Source organism: Pseudomonas weihenstephanensis (genome assembly GCF_001043055.1).
Classification (GTDB): domain Bacteria; phylum Pseudomonadota; class Gammaproteobacteria; order Pseudomonadales; family Pseudomonadaceae; genus Aquipseudomonas; species Aquipseudomonas weihenstephanensis.
In genome coordinates this window covers 192,728-210,066 of sequence record NZ_JYLF01000002.1, presented here as the reverse complement: position 1 = coordinate 210,066, position 17,339 = coordinate 192,728, and the positions used below count along the sequence as shown (strand labels likewise).

The window sequence follows — 17,339 nt, the reverse complement described above, 5'->3', positions numbered from 1 at the left end:
CATGAAAAACTCATTCCCGGTAGTCGCTGGCGCAGGCTGCGATCCCGAGCCAGGCGCTCGCCAACCACGCGACGGTTTTTTTCGCATTCACAGCGGTTTCGCAACCGCTCGCAGCCTGCGGCAACGACTACAAGGGCCAGCGCTTTGCTTGTTGTCCCTCGCACTCGCCGGTTGCGCGGGCCTGCCCGATCAGCGGCTGGCCAATGAAGCCTTGAAAAACGGCGACACCGCCACCGCACAGCGTAACTATCAGGCACTGGCGGATTTGGGTTACACCGAAGCGCAGGTGGGGCTGGCCGATATCTGGATGCAAAGCCCGGACGCCGAGCAGTTGAAACAGGCCGAAGCCACGTACCGTGAAGCCGCAAAAACCTCGCCTCGCGCTCAAGCGCGCCTGGGGCGTCTGCTGGCCAGCAAACCCGGCGCTACCGAGGCCGAGTTGCACGAAGCGCAAGCCCTGTTGCAACAAGCCTTTGCCAGTGGCGACGCGAGCAGCCTCACGCCGCTGGCGATGCTGTATTTGCAACACCCGCAAAGCTTCCCCCAGATCAATGCCCAGCAGCAAATCAGCCAGTGGCGCGCCGCAGGTTATGCGCAAGCAGGCCTGGCCCAAGTGGCGCTGTACCGCCTCGACGGCACGTACGATCAGCATCTGGATGAAATCGCATCCATCTGCCGTCAGGCGCTGTCCGCCAACGACAGTTGTTACGTCGAGCTGGCCACGGTGTATCAGAAACAAGGCAACACCGATCAGCAGGCCGAGCTGATCCAGCAACTGCAAAGCGCTTACAGCCGTGGCAGCGCCTCGGCGCAAAAGGTCGATGGCGTGGCCCGCGTGCTGGCCGATGCCACCTTGGGCACCCCCGACCCGGACACCGCCAAGTCGCTGCTGGAACGCATTGCACCGGCCTACCCCGCAGCCTGGGTCAGCCTTGCGCAGCTGCTCTATGACTTTCCCGATCAGGGCGACGTCGCGCAGTTGCAGGAATACCTGGACAACGGTCGCGCCGCTGACCAGCCGCGCGCCGAACTGTTACTGGGCAAGCTCTATTACGACGGCAAATGGCTGACCCCGGACGCGCAAAAAGCCGAAGCGCACTTCCTGCGCGCCGTGGACCAGGAAGTGGCTGCCGATTACTACCTTGGCCAACTCTACCGTCGCGGTTACCTGGGCCAGGTGTACCCGCAAAAAGCCCTCGACCACCTGCTCAAGGCCGCGCGCAACGGTCAGAACAGCGCCGATTTCGCCATCGCCCAGTTGTTCTCGCAAGGCAAAGGCACGCAGCCCAACGCCCTGAACGCCTACGTGTTCAGCCAACTGGCCACGCTGCAAAACACCCCGCAAGCCAACGAACTGGCCGCCCAACTCGACGAGCAATTGCCCGCCGAGCAACGCGCTGGCGCCCAGCGCCTGCTGCAAAAAGAGCAAGCCTTGCGCGCCACCCTGAGCCAGAACGCCGTGGCCGTACAGGCACTGCAAGCAGAAAACGGCGAGGAAGCCCTATGACCCTCAATCCTTTTGTAAAAGCCGGCATCGGCCTGACTTTCGCATTGCTGTGGTCATGCCCGACCCTCGCGGCCCTGACCGATGAAAAAAACTTCGGCCTTCAGACCAAAATCACTGCGCAATCGGAAGACGACCGTGACCTTGGCACCCGCGATGGCGGTGACGTCAACGGCATCGGTCTGGACCTGCGCCCGTGGGTGTACGGCGAACGGGGCAACTGGAGCGCCTACGCCATGGGCCAGGCCGTGACCTCCAGCGACATCATCGAAACCGACACCTTGCAACAGTCCGATCTTGAGCAAAACAGCAGCAGCGATGCGCGCAAACAAGACAAAAGCTACCTGGCCCTGCGCGAGTTCTGGGTCGGCTACAAAGGCTTTACCGCCTACCCCGGCGAACAGCTCAAGTTCGGTCGCCAACGCCTGCGCAATGACGACGGCACGTGGCGCGACACCAACATCGAAGCGCTGAACTGGACCTTCGATACCACCCTGCTCAAGGCCAATGTGGGCGCGGCTGAACGTTTTAGCGAGTACCGCACCGACCTGACCGAACTGGCCCCGGACGACAAAGACCGGCTGCACCTGTTTGGCGATATTGCCGCGCAATGGACACCCGGCCAATGGGTCGGCCTGCGCGCCCACCACAGCCAGGACGATGGTTCGCTCAAACATCAGGGCGAAGAAGTCGATGCGCTGGACAAAACCCAAAACGGCGACCTGACCTGGCTCGGTATCGAAGCCAACAGCGACGCCTACAACTACCGCAACACCCACACCGTGAATTACTGGGCCAGCGTCACCGGCATGAGCGGCACGCGCGACACACTCGCCACCTCAACCGTGGGCGGGCGCAACATCGCCGGCGCCAAAACCCGTGACGATGTGGATGGCTGGGCCACCGATCTGGGGGTGCGTTTGCGCCTCGATCCCAACTGGCAAGTCGGCGCTGCCTATTCGCGCGCCAGTGCCAACTATCAGCAGACCGGACTTGAGAGCAACCGCTCCAACTTCACCGGCACGCGCTCGCGGGTTCACCGTTTTGGTGAGGCGTTTCGTGGCGAAATGCAAAACATCCAGAGCGCCAGCCTGTTCGGTTCATGGCAACTGCGCGACGACTACGACGCCTCGCTGGTCTACCACAAGTTCTGGCGGGTCGATGCCAGCAAGCCGATTGGCAGCAACGGCATCAATGCCGTGCAAAACAGCGAAGACCCTACCAGCGGCCTGCTCTCCAGCACGTCATTACCGATGATGGATGGCAAAAAAGACCTCGGTCAGGAGATGGACCTGGTCGTCACCAAGTACTTCAAGCAAGGCCTGTTACCAGCCGCGCTGAGCCAGTCCATCGACGAGCCTTCAGCGCTGGTGCGCTTTCGCGGCGGGGTATTCAAACCCGGCGATGCCTACGGTAAAGGCGTGGACTCATACATGCACCGCGCGTTCGTTGACGTGATCTGGCGCTTTTAATGACAACGCCAACGGGAGTGCGTGACATGAATCATCCTGCCTATCGCGGCGCGATCAGCCTGCTGGCCGGCGCGCTGCTGCTGGCCAGCGCCCCGGCGTTTGCCAGCGCCGAACCGGTAAAACCGAGCGTGGCCAAAGAACTGCAACACGCCAAAACGTACACCGTCAGCACAGCGCCCACCGCCCCGCTGAATATCGCGAAACCGGCGCTGCCCGACCTCTCGGGCTACACCGCCGAGGCGGCAGCGGCCAAGATCGTGCGCAGCACCGCAGGCAAGGTCAGCGTGCGCCGCATGATGCAAGAAAACGCGCTCAAGGACTTTATCGGCGGCGACAACAAAATGGCCGAATGGGTGGTGCGCCAAGGCGGCATTCCGCAGGCGATTTTCATCGACGACGGCTATGTGAACCTCAAGGATTTGGCCAAGCGCCTGCCCAAACAGTACTTCAGCGAAACCGCGCCGGGCGTTTACCTGGCACGCTTGCCGATTGTGGTCGGGCACAAGGGCATTCTGGAAGTCGACGCCACTACCCAAGAGCTGCGCTTGTCCCAGGAAGCCGGTTCGTTTCTGGTCAACGATGGCCAGTTATTCGTGCGTGATAGCCGCGTCACAGGCTGGCGTGAAAAAGCCAACGGCCCGGCGACCTTTCGCGATGCCAAAGAGTTTCGCCCGTTCCTGCTGTCGTGGGGCGGCACCGAGACGTACATCATCAACAGCAAAATGGCGAGCTTGGGCTATGCCAACAGCAAGTCGTACGGGGTGAGTATTTCCCAGTACACGCCCAACATGGCCAAGGTGGTCAAACGTGACGAACCCACCGGCTGGATTGTCGGCTCCGAGTTCTCGGACATGTGGTACGGCTTTTACTGCTACGAAACCCGCGATTTCGTGGTCAAGGGCAACACCTACCGCGACAACATCGTCTACGGCATTGACCCGCATGACCGTTCCCACGGCCTGATCATTGCCCAGAACGATGTGTTCGGTACTCAGCGCAAACACGGGATCATTATTTCCCGTGAGGTCAACGACAGCTTCATCTTCAACAACCGCAGCCACGACAACAAACTCTCGGGGCTGGTGATTGACCGTAACAGCGTCAACAACCTGATCGCCGACAACGAGATTTTCCAGAACCACACCGACGGCATCACCCTCTATGAGAGCGGCGACAACCTGCTGTGGGGCAACAAAGTCATCAACAACCGTCGTCACGGTATTCGCGTGCGCAATAGCGTCAACATTCGCCTGTACGAGAACGTGGCGATGGCCAACGGCCTGACCGGCGTGTACGGCCACATCAAAGACCTGACCGACACCGACCGTGACATTGACCTCGATCCCTTCGACGCCGAGGTGTCGCTGATCATGGTCGGCGGTGAGCTGGCCGGGAATGGCAGCGGCCCGCTGGCGATTGACTCGCCGCTGAGTATCGAGCTGTACCGGGTGTCGATGCTGGCCCCGACCAAATCCAGCGGCATCAGCTTCAACGGCATTCTGGGTGAGCGTCAGGACGAAATTCTCGACCTGATGGTGCGCCAGCAAAAAGCCGTGCTGATCGACCCCGTTGAACGCCAGACCGAATTGCGCCACTGAGGATGACTGTTATGCCCCCCCATCTGATCAAGATCTTGAGCCTGTCGGGCCTGACAGCCGCCCTCCTCGGCGCCGCCGCAGGCGCACAGGCAGACGCCATTCAAGCGCCAGCCTTTACCGCCCAGGCGTGCTGCAACCTGTGCCCCGAAGCCCACGACGCCAAAAACTACACCACGCGCTATCAGCAGAACTTCACCACCCTGGTGCAGGCTGAAGGCGACTGGTTGTTCCGCACCCAAGAAGACCTGCGCACCGAGTTCGACACCACGCCTGCCGGATACAAACGCATGCAGCAGTTGCACGACGCCTTCAAAAGCAAAGGCGTGGAACTGGTGGTGGTGTACCAACCGACTCGCGGGCTGGTCAATCGCAACAAACTGATGCCCACCGAACGCGATAAGTTCGACTACGACAGCGCGCTGAAAAACTACCAGGCCATGCTCGGGCGCTTCGCCAAGATGGGCTACCACGTACCCGATTTGTCGCCCCTGACTGATGAATCTGATACCACGGGCAACAGCGCCCACGATTTCTACTTTCGCGGCGACCAGCACTGGACGCCCTACGGTGCCCGGCGCACGGCGAAAATCGTGGCGCAGACGGTGAAAAAAGTGCCGGGCTTTGCCGACATCCCGCAGCGTGAATTCGAAACCAAAATCACCGGGCGCATGGGCAAAACCGGCACCTTGCACAACATGGCCGGCCAACTGTGCGGCACCAGTTACGCGGTGCAGTACATGGACCAGTTCAGCACCGAGCCAAAGGGCGAAGCGGCTGACGGTGACCTGTTCAGCGACGCGGGCAACCCGCAAATCACCCTGGTGGGCACCAGCCACAGCGGCAAGAACTACAACTTTGCCGGTTTTCTGGAGCAATACATCGGCGCTGACGTGCTCAACGTCGCCTTCCCCGGCGGCGGCCTGGAAGGCTCGATGTTGCAGTACCTGGGCAGCGACGAATTCCAGAAAACCCCGCCCAAAATATTGATCTGGGAGTTTTCGCCGCTGTATCGCCTCGACCAGGAAACCATCTACCGCCAGATGATGGCCCTGCTCGACAACGGTTGCGAAGGCAAGCCTGCGCTGATGAGCAGCAGCACCACGCTCAAACCGGGCGCAAACCAGATGCTGGTCAACAGCAGCAACAAAGACCTGCGCAACGCCAATCACCAAATCGACATCCGCTTCGCCGACCCGTCGGTGAAAACCCTGCAAGCCACGCTCTGGTACATGAACGGTCGGCACGAAGATTTGAAAATCGACAAACCGACCACGTCCGACACAGACGGGCGCTTCGCCTTTGAACTGCGCACCGATGAAGACTGGGCCAGCCAGAACCTGCTGGCCATTGAAATTCAAGGCCCGCAAGACGCGGGCGACGCACAGAAAGTCGACGCCAAAATCTGCAAACGCAACGTTTTCCCCACCTCTGCGCAGCTCAATGCGCAGGCCGGACGATGAGGTTTCTGATGCCTACTGCACCGATCAATTTGCGCACCTTGCTGGCGCCGACGTTGCTCGGCCTGGCGATGTTTGCCAGCACCGCCCATGCCGCCGCGCCCTTACGCCCACCCCAGGGCTACTACGCCCCGGTCGAAGCCTTCAAGACCGGCGTTTTCAAAAACGACTGCGAGTCAATGCCCCAGCCGTACACCGACAAGCTGGAGTTTCGCAGCAAGTACGAAGGTTCGGACAAAGCCCGCTCGACCCTCAACGTGGCCTCGGAAAAAGCCTTTCGCGACGCAACGTCCGGCATCACCACGCTTGAGCGCGGCACCAGCAAACGCGTGATGCAGTACATGCGTGACGGGCGCCCGGAGCAGCTCGACTGCACCCTGAGCTGGCTGACTGCGTGGGCACAGGCCGACGCACTGATGAGCCAGGAGTTCAACCACACCGGTAAGTCGATGCGCAAATGGGCGCTGGGCAGCATGGCCTCCTCGTACTTGCGCCTGAAATTCTCCGCGTCGCAGCCATTGGCGCACCATGCGCAGCAAGCCCGCGAAATCGAAGCCTGGTTCAGCAAAATGGCCGATCAAGTGGTCAGCGACTGGGACAACCTGCCGTTGGAAAAAACCAACAACCACTCGTACTGGGCTGCGTGGTCGGTGATGGCCACGTCCATCGCCACCAACCGTCGCGACCTGTTCGACTGGTCGGTAAAAGAGTTCAAGGTCGGCGCTCATCAAGTCGACGCCCAAGGCTTTTTGCCCAACGAACTCAAGCGCCAGCAGCGCGCCCTCGCCTATCACAACTACGCCCTGCCGCCCTTGGCGATGATCGCCAGCTTTGCGCAGGTCAATGGTGTGGACCTGCGCAACGAAAACAACGCGGCATTGAAACGCCTGGGTGAGCGCGTGTTGAGCGGGGTGAAAGACCCTGAAACGTTTGAAGCGAAAAACGGCAAAGCACCAGACATGACGGATTTGAAGATCGACGCCAAGTTTGCCTGGCTGGAACCGTTCTGCACGCTCTACACCTGCGCGCCCGAGGTGATTGAAATGAAGCGCGGCATGCAGCCGTTCAAAACCTTTCGACTGGGCGGGGACCTGACCAGGGTCTACGACCCGGCGCACGAAAAAGGCTGACAGCAGCCCTCACCCTAACCCTCTCCCGGAGGGAGAGGGGACTAAAAGCAACAGCAACAGCAGATACGCGCAGCACCACACATCAAGCCCCCTCTCCCTTTGGGAGAGGGTTGGGGTGAGGGTCGATCAAACGACACCCAAACCTCAAAAGAAACACATTCACCTCCCCACTTTTTCTCGGGGGGGTTGGGGGGGGCTGAGCCCTTTATTGTTGGTCCACACGGAGAGGTCAGGATGGTTTTTTCATCCAATGTGTTCCTGTTTTTATTCTTGCCGGTGTTTCTCGCCCTGTATTACTTGAGCGGGCAACGCTATCGCAACCTGCTACTGCTCATCGCCAGTTACGCGTTTTACGCGTGGTGGCGCGTGGACTTTCTGGCGCTGTTTATCGGGGTCACGGTCTGGAACTACTGGATCGGCCTCAAAGTCGGTGCCGCAGGTGTTCGCACCCAACCCGCGCAGCGTTGGCTGCTGCTGGGGGTCATCGTCGACCTCGCCATTCTGGGCTATTTCAAGTACGCCAATTTCGGCGTCGACAGTATCAACGCGATGATGGGTTCGGTCGGTCTTGACCCCTTCATCCTCACCCACGTGCTGCTGCCGATCGGGATCTCGTTCTACATCTTCGAGTCCATCAGCTACATCATCGACGTGTACCGCGGTGACACCCCGGCCACCCGCAACCTGATCGACTTCGCCGCCTTTGTCGCGATCTTCCCGCACTTGATCGCAGGCCCCGTGCTGCGTTTTCGCGACCTCGCCGATCAGTTCAACAACCGCACCCATACCCTCGATAAATTCAGCGAGGGCGCCACGCGGTTCATGCAGGGTTTCATCAAGAAGGTGTTTATCGCCGACACCCTGGCGGTGGTCGCCGATCACTGTTTCGCGCTGCAAAACCCGACCACCGGCGATGCCTGGCTCGGTGCGCTGGCGTACACCGCGCAGCTGTATTTCGACTTCTCGGGTTACAGCGACATGGCCATCGGGCTGGGCTTGATGATGGGTTTTCGCTTCATGGAAAACTTCAAACAGCCTTACATCAGCCAGTCGATCACCGAATTTTGGCGGCGCTGGCACATCAGCCTGTCGACCTGGCTGCGTGACTACCTCTACATCACCCTGGGCGGCAATCGCAAAGGCACGCTCATTACCTACCGCAACCTGTTCCTGACCATGTTGCTGGGCGGTCTGTGGCACGGCGCAAACATCACTTACATCCTGTGGGGCGCCTGGCACGGCCTGTGGCTGGCCATCGAAAAAGCACTGGGCCTGAACACTAACCCGCGGGCGCTGAACCCGATCCGCTGGGCACTGACCTTCTTGATCGTGGTCATCGGCTGGGTGGTTTTCCGCGCCGAAAACCTGCATGTAGCCGGGCGTATGTACAGCGCCATGTTCAGCTTTGGTGAATGGTCGCTGTCGGAACTCAACCGCGCCAACCTCACCGGTCTGCAAGTCGCCACGCTGGTGGTGGCCTACCTGACGCTGGCCTTCTTCGGTCTGCGTGATCTGTACCGCAAGCCCACAGAGCTGGACCTGAGCAAGGATCAAACACTGCCCGCTGACTGGTCACGTTATGCACTGCGCAGCGTGATCGGGCTGTTGTTTGTGGCCTCGATTTTCAAACTCTCGGCGCAAAGCTTCTCGCCGTTCCTGTACTTCCAGTTCTAAGGGGAGCCGACCATGAACCGAACATTACGCATCGTCTACGTCACCAGCTTCTGCGGCCTGCTGCTGGGTTTGGGCGCGGTCTCGCTGCGCAGCTTTATCGGCTTTGACACGCCACCGCAAACCACTGTGCTTAATGGCCATTGGAGCAAAGCCGTCGAAACCCATTACGACGACGAGTTCCCGATCAAGCGCCTGGGCACCAATCTGTGGGCCGCGCTGGATTTCACCCTGTTCAACGAAGGCCGTCCCGGCGTGGTGCTGGGCCGCGATCAATGGTTGTTCAGCGACGAAGAGTTCAAACCGTGGCCCAACGCGCAGCAGAACGTGGCTGACAACTACGCGCTGGTCGAAGGGGTGCGCAACACCCTCAAAGAACAGGGCGTGAAACTGGTGATGGCGGTGGTGCCGTCCAAAGTGCGCTTGTACCCCGAGCACATGGGTGAGCAGCGCCCTGCCCGCATTCATGCCGATCTGTACCGCGACTTCCACGCGCAACTGGCTGCCAGCCAGATCATCGCCCCCGACTTGCTTGGCCCCCTGCAACAGGCCAAACAGGGCGGCGCGCAGGTGTTTTTGCGCACCGATACGCACTGGACGCCAGACGGCGCGCAAGTCGCGGCCCAGCAACTGGCCGCGGCGATTGGCAGCCAGTTCCCGCTCAGTGGCGAACCGCAGCCATTTGTCACCGAAGCTCAAACAACCGAACAGCACAACGGCGACCTGGAGCGCTTCCTGCCGCTTGACCCGTTGTTCAGCCACCTGCTGCCACCGCCCGAGCCGCTGGAAAAACGCACCACCCGCGCCGCCGATACGGCCGCCGACAGTCAAGACGCGCTTTTCGCCGACAGCGAAGTGCCCGTCACGCTGGTGGGCACCAGTTACAGCGCCAACCCGAACTGGAACTTCGTCGGCGCGCTGAAACAAGCGCTGCGCAGCGACGTGATCAACGATTCCAAGGATGGCCACGGGCCGATCCTGCCGATGCTCGCTTACCTGAAAAGCGATGCCTTCAAGAACACCCCGCCCCAAGTGCTGATCTGGGAGTTTCCCGAGCGTTACCTGCCCGTGGACAACGAGATCGGTGACGCCGACCCCTCGTGGGTCGCCACCTTGAAAGAAGCGGGCGCACGCCAACCGCAACTTGCACAAAACACTGCGAAATCCGAGACGCCCAACCGGGCGCAACACTGAAAGAGAGGTTCGACTAATGACTATTAAAACCCTGCCGTTCACACCTGCTCCACGTCGTCTCGCCAAATCCTTTGCGCTGATCGCCGGTATGAGCCTGCTGTCACTGCAAGCGTGGGCCGGTGGCGATGCCGCCCTGTACGGCCCCAGCGCACCAAAAGGCTCAAGCTTTGTGCGCATGTTCAACGCCAGCAATCAGCAAGTCAGCGCCACCGTGGGCAATACCGCCCTCAACGACATCGCGGCGCAAGGCAGCAGCGATTTCAGCTTCCTGCCACAGGGCGATTACAGCGCCAAAGTCGGCAGCCACAGCCTGCCCGTCAAACTGAGCGCCGATCACTACTACACGCTGGTCAACACCAGCAGCGGTCAGCCGCAATTGATCGAAGAACCGCCGTTCAAGAACAAGCAGAAATCATTGGTAAGGGTGCAGAACCTGACCGACAAGGCGCTGACCTTGAAGACCGCCGACGGCAAGACCGACGTGGTCAAGCCCGTGGCCGCTCGAGGCCGTGGCGAGCGCGAAATCAACCCGGTGAAAGTCAGCTTCGCGCTGTTCGAGGGCGACAAAAAAGTCAGCGACCTCAAGCCGGTAGCCCTGGAGCGCGGTGAGGCGGCGGTGCTGTACGTCACCGGCAGCGGCAGCAACGTGTCACCGACCTGGGTCAAGCGCCCGGTTTCGACCCGCTAACCCTTTTTTGCTCTGTAGCCGCCAAGTGCTTTCAAGATCAAGAGATCGCAGCCTTGGGCGGCGCCTACAGGGAAGCCAGCAACCCATTTCAGTTTTTGGAGAGACATCATGATTCCGGTAATTCTTTCAGGTGGTAGCGGTTCGCGTCTGTGGCCTTTGTCGCGCAAGCAGTTCCCCAAGCAGTTTCTGGCCCTGACCGGCGATCAAACGCTGTTCCAGCAAACCCTGGAGCGTTTGGTGTTTGATGGCATGGACGCACCGATTGTGGTGTGCAACAAAGAGCACCGTTTTATCGTCAACGAGCAGTTGGCCAACCGCAACCTCGACACCCAGCGCATCCTGATGGAGCCGTTCGGCCGCAACACCGCACCCGCCGTGGCACTGACCGCGATGATGTTGATCAATGAAGGCCGCGACGAGCTGATGCTGGTGCTGCCGGCCGACCACGTGCTGGAAGACCAAAAAGCCCTGCAACGCGCACTGGCACTGGCCACCGTGGCAGCTGAACGCGGCGAAATGGTGTTGTTCGGCGTGCCTGCGCTCAAGCCTGAAACCGGCTATGGCTATATCAAGTCCACTGCCGATGCCTTGCTGCCCGAAGGCGTGAGCCGCGTGGCTTCGTTTGTCGAAAAACCCGATGCCAAGCGGGCCGCCGAATTCGTGAAAAGCGGCGGTTATTTCTGGAACAGCGGCATGTTCATGTTCCGCGCCAGTCGCTTCCTCGAAGAGCTGAAAAAGCACGACCCAGACATCTACGACACCTGCCTGTTGACCCTTGAACGCAGCCAGCAAGACGCCGACACCGTGGACATCGACGACGCCACCTTCGCCTGCTGCCCGGACAACTCCATCGACTATGCCGTGATGGAAAAAACCCAGCGTGCCTGCGTGGTGCCGTTGACGGCGGGCTGGAGCGACGTGGGTTGCTGGTCTTCGTTGTGGGACGTGAACGAAAAGGACGCCAACGGCAACGTCAGCAAAGGTGACGTGGTGATTCAGGACAGCACCAACTGCATGATCCACGGCAACGGCAAACTGGTGTCAGTGATTGGCCTGGACAACATCGTGGTGGTGGAAACCAAAGACGCGATGATGATTGCCCACAAGGACAAGGTTCAGGGCGTCAAACAGATGGTCAACACCTTGAACGCGCAGGGCCGCAGCGAAACCCAGAACCACTGCGAGGTGTATCGCCCGTGGGGCTCGTACGACTCGGTGGACATGGGCGGGCGCTTTCAGGTCAAACACATTTCGGTCAAGCCGGGGGCTTGCCTGTCGCTGCAAATGCACCACCACCGCGCCGAGCACTGGATTGTGGTCTCGGGCACGGCGGAAGTGACGTGTGACGACAATGTGTTTTTGCTGACCGAGAACCAATCGACTTACATCCCGATTGCCTCGGTACACCGCCTGCGCAACCCTGGCAAAATCCCGCTGGAAATCATTGAAGTACAGTCCGGTAGCTACTTGGGCGAGGACGACATCGAACGTTTTGAAGATGTGTACGGTCGCTCGACGCCGATTGAGCGCGGCATTTCAATCAAGACCATTGCCCAGTAAACAGGTGATCGGGTGTGGCTGACCTTTTACCCGCCCCCCAACCCTCCCCCAAAGGGAGAGGGTTGGGGTCGCATCTGGTGCAACACCGATTCGCCATTCCCACCTAAGCTTCAGTAGGATGTCCCTCCACTCTTTGCGAGGCGAGCGTCATGCTTATCGGCGTTCTACTGATCATCACCTGGCTGGTTCTTCTGTTGCGCTACCCGTCCAAGGCGTTGCCGGTTTCAATGGCCGCACTGGTGGGACTGGGCCTCGTGGCCGCGTCGGTCGCCTGGCTCGATCACCGTGAAGCCCAGCAACTGGCCCGCCTTGAGCTGCGTATGGTCTACGCGCCCGACCAATGCCCTGCCGATCGCCCCCTGCGCCTGACCCTGCGCAATGGCAACGAAGTGCCGCTGCTCGCACTCGGCTGGCGGGTGGCCGCTTATGCGCCGGGGGACACGGTCAACCTCGCTGACAATTTGTACACCGCCCCGCGTTACCGTGGGCCGGGTGAACTGCAAGCAGGCGGCGTGTGGCAAGACTGCCTGCCAGTGCCGCCCCTGCGCACCGGTTACCGCCCGCAAACCCTCGAATTTCGTGCTGAGCGCCTGCAAGGCAGCTTTTCCAACTGATTGTTTTTTTGCTTTGATCAAGGATGTTTTGATGCCTCTCGTGTTGATTACTGGCTGCTCCAGCGGCATTGGCCGCGCCCTGGCCGATGCCTTCAAACAGGCCGGTTACGAGGTATGGGCCACGGCCCGTAAAACGGCCGATGTGGCACAGCTCAGGGCCGACGGCTTTGTCGCGGTGCAAGTGGACGTGAACGACAGCCTTGAGATCGACCGTTTAAGTGCGCGGCTCAAGCAGCATGGCAAAGGTCTGGATGTGTTGATCAACAATGCCGGCTATGGCGCGATGGGGCCCGTGCTCGATGGCGGCGTGGCGGACATGCACCTGCAGTTTCAAACCAATGTATTTTCCGTGGTCGGCCTGACACAGGCGTTGTTTGAACCGCTGCGCAGCAACCGTGGATTGGTGGTCAATATCGGCAGCGTTTCCGGTGTGCTGGTAACGCCGTTTGCCGGGGCCTACTGCGCGTCCAAAGCCGCCGTGCATGCCTTGACCGAGGCAATGCGCATGGAGCTGGCTCCCTTTGGTGTGCGGGTGATGGAAGTGCAGCCAGGCGCCATTGACACCTGTTTCGCGAAAAACGCCAGCGCTCAGGCCGAAGTGCACATTGGCGAAGACTCGCCCTGGTGGCCCATGCGCGAGGGGATTCGCGCACGCGCCAAGGCCTCGCAAGACAACCCCACGCCGGTCAGTGAGTTTGCCAACGCAGTGTTCAAGGCCACCCAAAAAGCTCGCCCGCCTGCACTGTTGCGCTACGGCAATGGCAGCCGCGCCATGCCGCTGCTGGCGGCGCTGTTGCCGCGCAGGTTGCTGCAAAAAATCTTGATGAAACGCTTTGGTCTGAACACCTGCGCATAACGCCCCTACGTTCATCAGGCATGGTTTTTCATGAAGTCGATAAACACCCGCACTTTGAGCGGCAGGTGACGGGTGTCGGGGTACAGCGCGTAAACCCCTTGGCGGGTGAAGTGCCAGTGGGGCAGCAAACGCAGCAGTCGCCCTGCGCGCAGGTCGTCTTCAATCAGCCAGTCAGGCAGGATCGCCACGCCCTGCCCGGTCAGTGCAAAAGCACGCAGCACCGACGAGTTATCGGCCTTGATCCGTGCCCTGCCCGGATTGGGCTGATAAGGCCGCACGCTGGCCGTGCCGACCTCGGTCATACTCAACTCCCCGACGCGCCCATGTTCAAGCCACGGCGTTTGCTCAAGGGCATGCACGCTGTCGATGGGCGGCTGGCCCTGCACAAAGCCCGGCGAGGCCACGGGCACAATCTCGAATGTACTCAACTGCACGGCGCGATGGCTGGAGTCCAGAATGCGGCCCAAACGTAGGGCCACGTCAAACCGCTCGGAGATCAAGTCGGCGTGGGTCGATGAGGTCGAGAGGTGCACATTGAGGTCCGGGTGCAGGGTACGAAACACTTCCAGCGCTGGCACCACTTTGGCCAGCGCATATTCCACAGTGGTGGTAATGCGCAGCGTGCCCTTGAGTTCGGTGTGCTCGCTGCGCGCCTCGTCAATGGCGAGTTGCGCCGCTTCAAGCATGCTCAGGCAGCGCTGATAAAACCGCTCGCCCGCCTCTGTCAGGGCCAGCCTGCGGGTGTTGCGCGTGAGCAAAGTAACGCCCAGCTCAGCTTCCAGGCGCTTGATATTGAAGCTCACCACCGCCCGGGTTTGCCCTAACAAATCGGCGGCCGCAGTGAGGGACCCGGCCTCGACCACGGCTTTGAAAGTGTCGAATCGGTCAAGACTGACCATGCTGAATACCGCCCATTGTCAAAATAATTTTGACAATCTAGCAGCGTCGGCGCCGTTCCTCCATGGGCAAAACCCGCCTACTGTGTGGCTTCGCATCAAGGAGCCGGTCATGGCCTATCGCAACAAAATCGCAGGGGTGTACCTGTTGGGCTATGCGCTGGATCTGGTGAACATGTTTGCCGTTTCGATTGCATACCCGCAGATCGGCCTGGAACTGCACGCCTCTGTCACACAACTGGCCTGGATCGGCAATGCCTACATGCTGGGTCTGATCGTGGTTATTGTGCCCAGCGTGTGGCTGGCGGCGGCAGTGGGTGAAAAACGCCTGTTGCTGATTTCACTGCTGCTGTTCACGGCGGCCTCATGGGGGGTGGCACAGGCCGCGTCGATTGAAACGCTGATTGGCTGGCGCTTGCTGCAAGGGCTGGGGGGCGGGTTGTTGATCCCGGTGGGGCAAGCAATGGTGTATCGCGAGTTTCGCCCCCATGAACGCGCTCGCCTGACCTCGGTAATTTTGCTGGTGGCGCTGCTGGTGCCCGCCCTTTCGCCTGCGCTGGGCGGCTGGGTGGTTGAGGCGCGGTCATGGCGCTGGGTGTTTTACGCCAATGTGCCGCTGGCCCTGCTTGCGTTGTTGCTGGCGCAGTGCTGGATCAGGGCGAAGGAGCAATCAACGCGCCCCACCCCCGTCAAATTCAGACAAATGGCTCAGCTGCTCAAAAGCCCGTTGCTGCGCATTGCGATGCTGACGTACCTGTTTATTCCGGGGGTTTTTATCGGCACCCAGCTGGTGAGTATTTTGTATTTGCATCAGTTGGGTTACACCCCTGCACAAACGGGTGCGCTGATGTTGCCGTGGGCATTGGCTTCGGCCCTGGGCATTGGCCTGAGTCGCTATCAATTCAACCGGGGGGGGCCCAAGCCATTATTGCTGCTGGGCATGAGCGCTCAGGCGCTGGGCATCGCGCTGTTAATGCAGCTGGAGGCGGGGCACACGCTGCTGCCGATGGCGCTGTATGCCTTGATGGGGTTCGGTGGCAGCCTGAGCAGCAGTACCGCGCAAAGCACCGCCTTTATTGATGTAGCTACCGAGCACATGACCCACGCCAGTGCCGTGTGGAACCTCAATCGGCAGTTGAGTTTTCTGCTCGGCCCGGCGTTGATGATGGCGCTGTTCGCGGCCTTGACCGCGATCACCTCGACGCCCCACGCCTTTGCCCTATGCTTTGCCATCGGATGCGCGTTGACGCTGGTGCCGCTCATGCCTGCGTTACGCCTCGATACTCCACGCGTGCTGGCCTTGCTGGCACCCTGACCCAAGAGAAAGTGATGACTGATTATTCGCGCTACTTCGACCTTGTAAAAGAAACCCATGTCGAGATTGAAGGCTGGTTCAGCGGGCTGGAACCGGGGGTATTGCCGACGTTGCTGGCCCGTTTTTCAGCGCAATTTACGATGATCACGCCCCACGGCAAGGTCCTGGATATCGACGGTGTAGAACGCCTGTTCGAACCACTGCGCGGTGCCCGGCCGGGTCTGGCCATTACGCTCAGCGAGTTCAACGGCATTGCCCTGCACGCGGGCGGCGCGGTGGTCAGTTACCGCGAGGTGCAAGAAGAACACAACGGCAACCGTACTGATCGGCGTGCCACCGTGGCGTTTGAACAGGACGCGGCAGGCAACGTCCTGTGGCGCCATTTGCATGAAACCTTCTGCGCGGTTTGATCCTGCACCACAGTTGTCGCTGAGATGCAGCGCGAGGCGGCGATCTTCCACTCGTGATCGCCGCCTCGTTCCTCGACAGCGACTACAAAGAATGTCCCGGATGCGCGTCAACCTCATCCTGCTGCACGATCACGGTGCAGGTGGTGCCCGCCGCCAGCAAAAAGCCGTCCGGAATTTCGTCGATGTGGATACGCACCGGGACCCGCTGCGCCAGACGCACCCAGTTGAATGTCGGGTTGACGTCAGCCACCAGTTCGCGGCTCTCAGGGTTATCACGGTCATAAATGCCCCGCGAGATGCTTTCGACGTGACCTTTCAATACTTCGCCACTCATCATTTGCAGGTCAGCTTTGTCGCCCACACGGATATGCGGCAGCTTGGTCTCTTCGAAGAAGCCATACACCCAGAACGAGTCTTTATCGACCACCGCCATTTTCGGGTCGCCGATGCGCGCGTAGTCACCGCGGTGCACATTGAGGTTGGTGACGTAGCCATCGACCGTCGCCAGCACACGCGTGCGCTTGAGGTTGAGCTGCGCGCCATCCAGTTGCGCCAGTGCGTGCTGGTAATCGGCCAATGCGGAGTCCGCGATGTTGCTCGCGTCGTCACGGTTTTCTTTGGAGATGACCAGGTTGTCCAAGTCCGCCCGGCGATGGGCATTGAGCTTGCGCATCTCCCACGTGGCCTTGCGTGAGGCCACCAGCGACTGAGCCTGTTTGACCGCAATTTCGTAGTGCTCGGGGTCGATTTCCAGCAGCACGTCGCCCTTTTTCACCAGTTGGTTGTCTTTGACCGGCACGTTGACCACGTAGCCGTTGACGTCGGCCGCCACGTTAATGATGTCGGCACGCACGCGGCCGTCGCGGGTCCAGGGGGTGTTCATGTAATGCACCCACAGGGTTCGGCCGATCCATATCGCAAGGGCCAAAACCAGCAAGGTGGCAAGCAGGCTGAAGAACTTTTTCATCGGATCG

At 60.3% G+C, this 17,339-nt stretch carries 15 protein-coding genes; 13 read left to right on the top strand and 2 right to left on the bottom strand.

Going from position 1 to position 17,339, the window contains the following annotated elements; all coding sequences use genetic code 11:
• Window position 1: 1 nt before the first annotated feature.
• From algK to TU86_RS05115, 11 genes are all read left to right on the top strand, one after another.
• Complete coding sequence (gene algK, locus TU86_RS05165; RefSeq protein ID WP_204369775.1) at window positions 2-1,507, top strand: alginate biosynthesis TPR repeat lipoprotein AlgK; 1,506 nt, start codon at window positions 2-4, stop codon at window positions 1,505-1,507.
• On the top strand, window positions 1,504-2,976 hold the full coding sequence (locus TU86_RS05160; protein ID WP_048363231.1) for an alginate export family protein: 1,473 nt from the start codon (window positions 1,504-1,506) through the stop codon (window positions 2,974-2,976). Before algK ends, TU86_RS05160 begins: the two co-directional genes overlap by 4 nt.
• A gap of 26 nt (window positions 2,977-3,002) precedes the next feature.
• The gene (gene algG / locus TU86_RS05155; protein ID WP_048363230.1) at window positions 3,003-4,574 is read left to right on the top strand and encodes a mannuronan 5-epimerase AlgG; all 1,572 of its coding nucleotides are present in this window, start codon (window positions 3,003-3,005) and stop codon (window positions 4,572-4,574) included.
• An 11-nt stretch (window positions 4,575-4,585) separates the two neighbouring features.
• Entirely contained in the window at window positions 4,586-6,034 is a 1,449-nt protein-coding gene (locus TU86_RS05150; protein WP_048363229.1) for an alginate O-acetyltransferase, read from the top strand.
• Window positions 6,035-6,042: 8 nt separating this feature from the next.
• The gene (locus tag TU86_RS05145) at window positions 6,043-7,161 is read left to right on the top strand and encodes a mannuronate-specific alginate lyase (protein WP_048363228.1); all 1,119 of its coding nucleotides are present in this window, start codon (window positions 6,043-6,045) and stop codon (window positions 7,159-7,161) included.
• A gap of 234 nt (window positions 7,162-7,395) precedes the next feature.
• Window positions 7,396-8,835 carry an MBOAT family O-acyltransferase gene (locus TU86_RS05140; protein WP_048363227.1) on the top strand — a complete coding sequence of 480 codons (1,440 nt, stop codon included), beginning with the start codon at window positions 7,396-7,398 and terminating at the stop codon, window positions 8,833-8,835.
• Window positions 8,836-8,847: 12 nt separating this feature from the next.
• Entirely contained in the window at window positions 8,848-10,026 is a 1,179-nt protein-coding gene (locus TU86_RS05135) for an alginate O-acetyltransferase (RefSeq protein ID WP_048363226.1), read from the top strand.
• A 31-nt stretch (window positions 10,027-10,057) separates the two neighbouring features.
• Window positions 10,058-10,714 carry an alginate O-acetyltransferase AlgF gene (locus TU86_RS05130; protein WP_048363682.1) on the top strand — a complete coding sequence of 219 codons (657 nt, stop codon included), beginning with the start codon at window positions 10,058-10,060 and terminating at the stop codon, window positions 10,712-10,714.
• 108 nt (window positions 10,715-10,822) lie between these two features.
• Complete coding sequence (locus tag TU86_RS05125) at window positions 10,823-12,274, top strand: mannose-1-phosphate guanylyltransferase/mannose-6-phosphate isomerase (protein ID WP_048363225.1); 1,452 nt, start codon at window positions 10,823-10,825, stop codon at window positions 12,272-12,274.
• A gap of 149 nt (window positions 12,275-12,423) precedes the next feature.
• A complete protein-coding gene (locus TU86_RS05120; protein WP_048363224.1) occupies window positions 12,424-12,888 on the top strand; it encodes a hypothetical protein in 465 nt (154 codons plus the stop codon).
• Window positions 12,889-12,919: 31 nt separating this feature from the next.
• A complete protein-coding gene (locus TU86_RS05115; protein ID WP_048363223.1) occupies window positions 12,920-13,744 on the top strand; it encodes an SDR family oxidoreductase in 825 nt (274 codons plus the stop codon).
• Window positions 13,745-13,758: 14 nt separating this feature from the next.
• Here the strand turns inward: TU86_RS05115 and TU86_RS05110 are convergent, their stop codons facing one another.
• The gene (locus TU86_RS05110; RefSeq protein ID WP_048363222.1) at window positions 13,759-14,643 is read right to left on the bottom strand and encodes a LysR family transcriptional regulator; all 885 of its coding nucleotides are present in this window, start codon (window positions 14,641-14,643) and stop codon (window positions 13,759-13,761) included.
• 109 nt (window positions 14,644-14,752) lie between these two features.
• On the opposite strand from TU86_RS05110, the gene TU86_RS05105 reads away from it, so the two are divergent.
• Together TU86_RS05105 and TU86_RS05100 are read left to right on the top strand one after the other, a co-directional pair.
• Window positions 14,753-15,955 (top strand): MFS transporter, encoded by a 1,203-nt coding sequence (locus TU86_RS05105; RefSeq protein WP_048363221.1) that lies wholly within the window; start codon window positions 14,753-14,755, stop codon window positions 15,953-15,955.
• Between the two features lie 14 nt (window positions 15,956-15,969).
• Window positions 15,970-16,365: a hypothetical protein gene (locus tag TU86_RS05100; protein ID WP_048363220.1), complete on the top strand. Its 396-nt coding sequence runs from the start codon at window positions 15,970-15,972 to the stop codon at window positions 16,363-16,365.
• A gap of 82 nt (window positions 16,366-16,447) precedes the next feature.
• On the opposite strand, the gene TU86_RS05095 is transcribed toward TU86_RS05100, so the two are convergent.
• Window positions 16,448-17,332: an efflux RND transporter periplasmic adaptor subunit gene (locus tag TU86_RS05095; protein WP_048363219.1), complete on the bottom strand. Its 885-nt coding sequence runs from the start codon at window positions 17,330-17,332 to the stop codon at window positions 16,448-16,450.
• Window positions 17,333-17,339: the final 7 nt, after the last annotated feature.

Bases quoted from the DNA above. Each gene is read 5' to 3' on its own strand.
- algK (WP_204369775.1), top strand. From the start codon at position 2: ATGAAAAACTCATTCCCGGTAGTCGCTGGCGCAGGCTGCGATCCCGAG.
- TU86_RS05160 (WP_048363231.1), top strand. From the start codon at position 1,504: ATGACCCTCAATCCTTTTGTAAAAGCCGGCATCGGCCTGACTTTCGCA.
- algG (WP_048363230.1), top strand. From the start codon at position 3,003: ATGAATCATCCTGCCTATCGCGGCGCGATCAGCCTGCTGGCCGGCGCG.
- TU86_RS05150 (WP_048363229.1), top strand. From the start codon at position 4,586: ATGCCCCCCCATCTGATCAAGATCTTGAGCCTGTCGGGCCTGACAGCC.
- TU86_RS05145 (WP_048363228.1), top strand. From the start codon at position 6,043: ATGCCTACTGCACCGATCAATTTGCGCACCTTGCTGGCGCCGACGTTG.
- TU86_RS05140 (WP_048363227.1), top strand. From the start codon at position 7,396: ATGGTTTTTTCATCCAATGTGTTCCTGTTTTTATTCTTGCCGGTGTTT.
- TU86_RS05135 (WP_048363226.1), top strand. From the start codon at position 8,848: ATGAACCGAACATTACGCATCGTCTACGTCACCAGCTTCTGCGGCCTG.
- TU86_RS05125 (WP_048363225.1), top strand. From the start codon at position 10,823: ATGATTCCGGTAATTCTTTCAGGTGGTAGCGGTTCGCGTCTGTGGCCT.
- TU86_RS05120 (WP_048363224.1), top strand. From the start codon at position 12,424: ATGCTTATCGGCGTTCTACTGATCATCACCTGGCTGGTTCTTCTGTTG.
- TU86_RS05115 (WP_048363223.1), top strand. From the start codon at position 12,920: ATGCCTCTCGTGTTGATTACTGGCTGCTCCAGCGGCATTGGCCGCGCC.
- TU86_RS05110 (WP_048363222.1), bottom strand. From the start codon at position 14,643: ATGGTCAGTCTTGACCGATTCGACACTTTCAAAGCCGTGGTCGAGGCC.
- TU86_RS05105 (WP_048363221.1), top strand. From the start codon at position 14,753: ATGGCCTATCGCAACAAAATCGCAGGGGTGTACCTGTTGGGCTATGCG.
- TU86_RS05100 (WP_048363220.1), top strand. From the start codon at position 15,970: ATGACTGATTATTCGCGCTACTTCGACCTTGTAAAAGAAACCCATGTC.
- TU86_RS05095 (WP_048363219.1), bottom strand. From the start codon at position 17,332: ATGAAAAAGTTCTTCAGCCTGCTTGCCACCTTGCTGGTTTTGGCCCTT.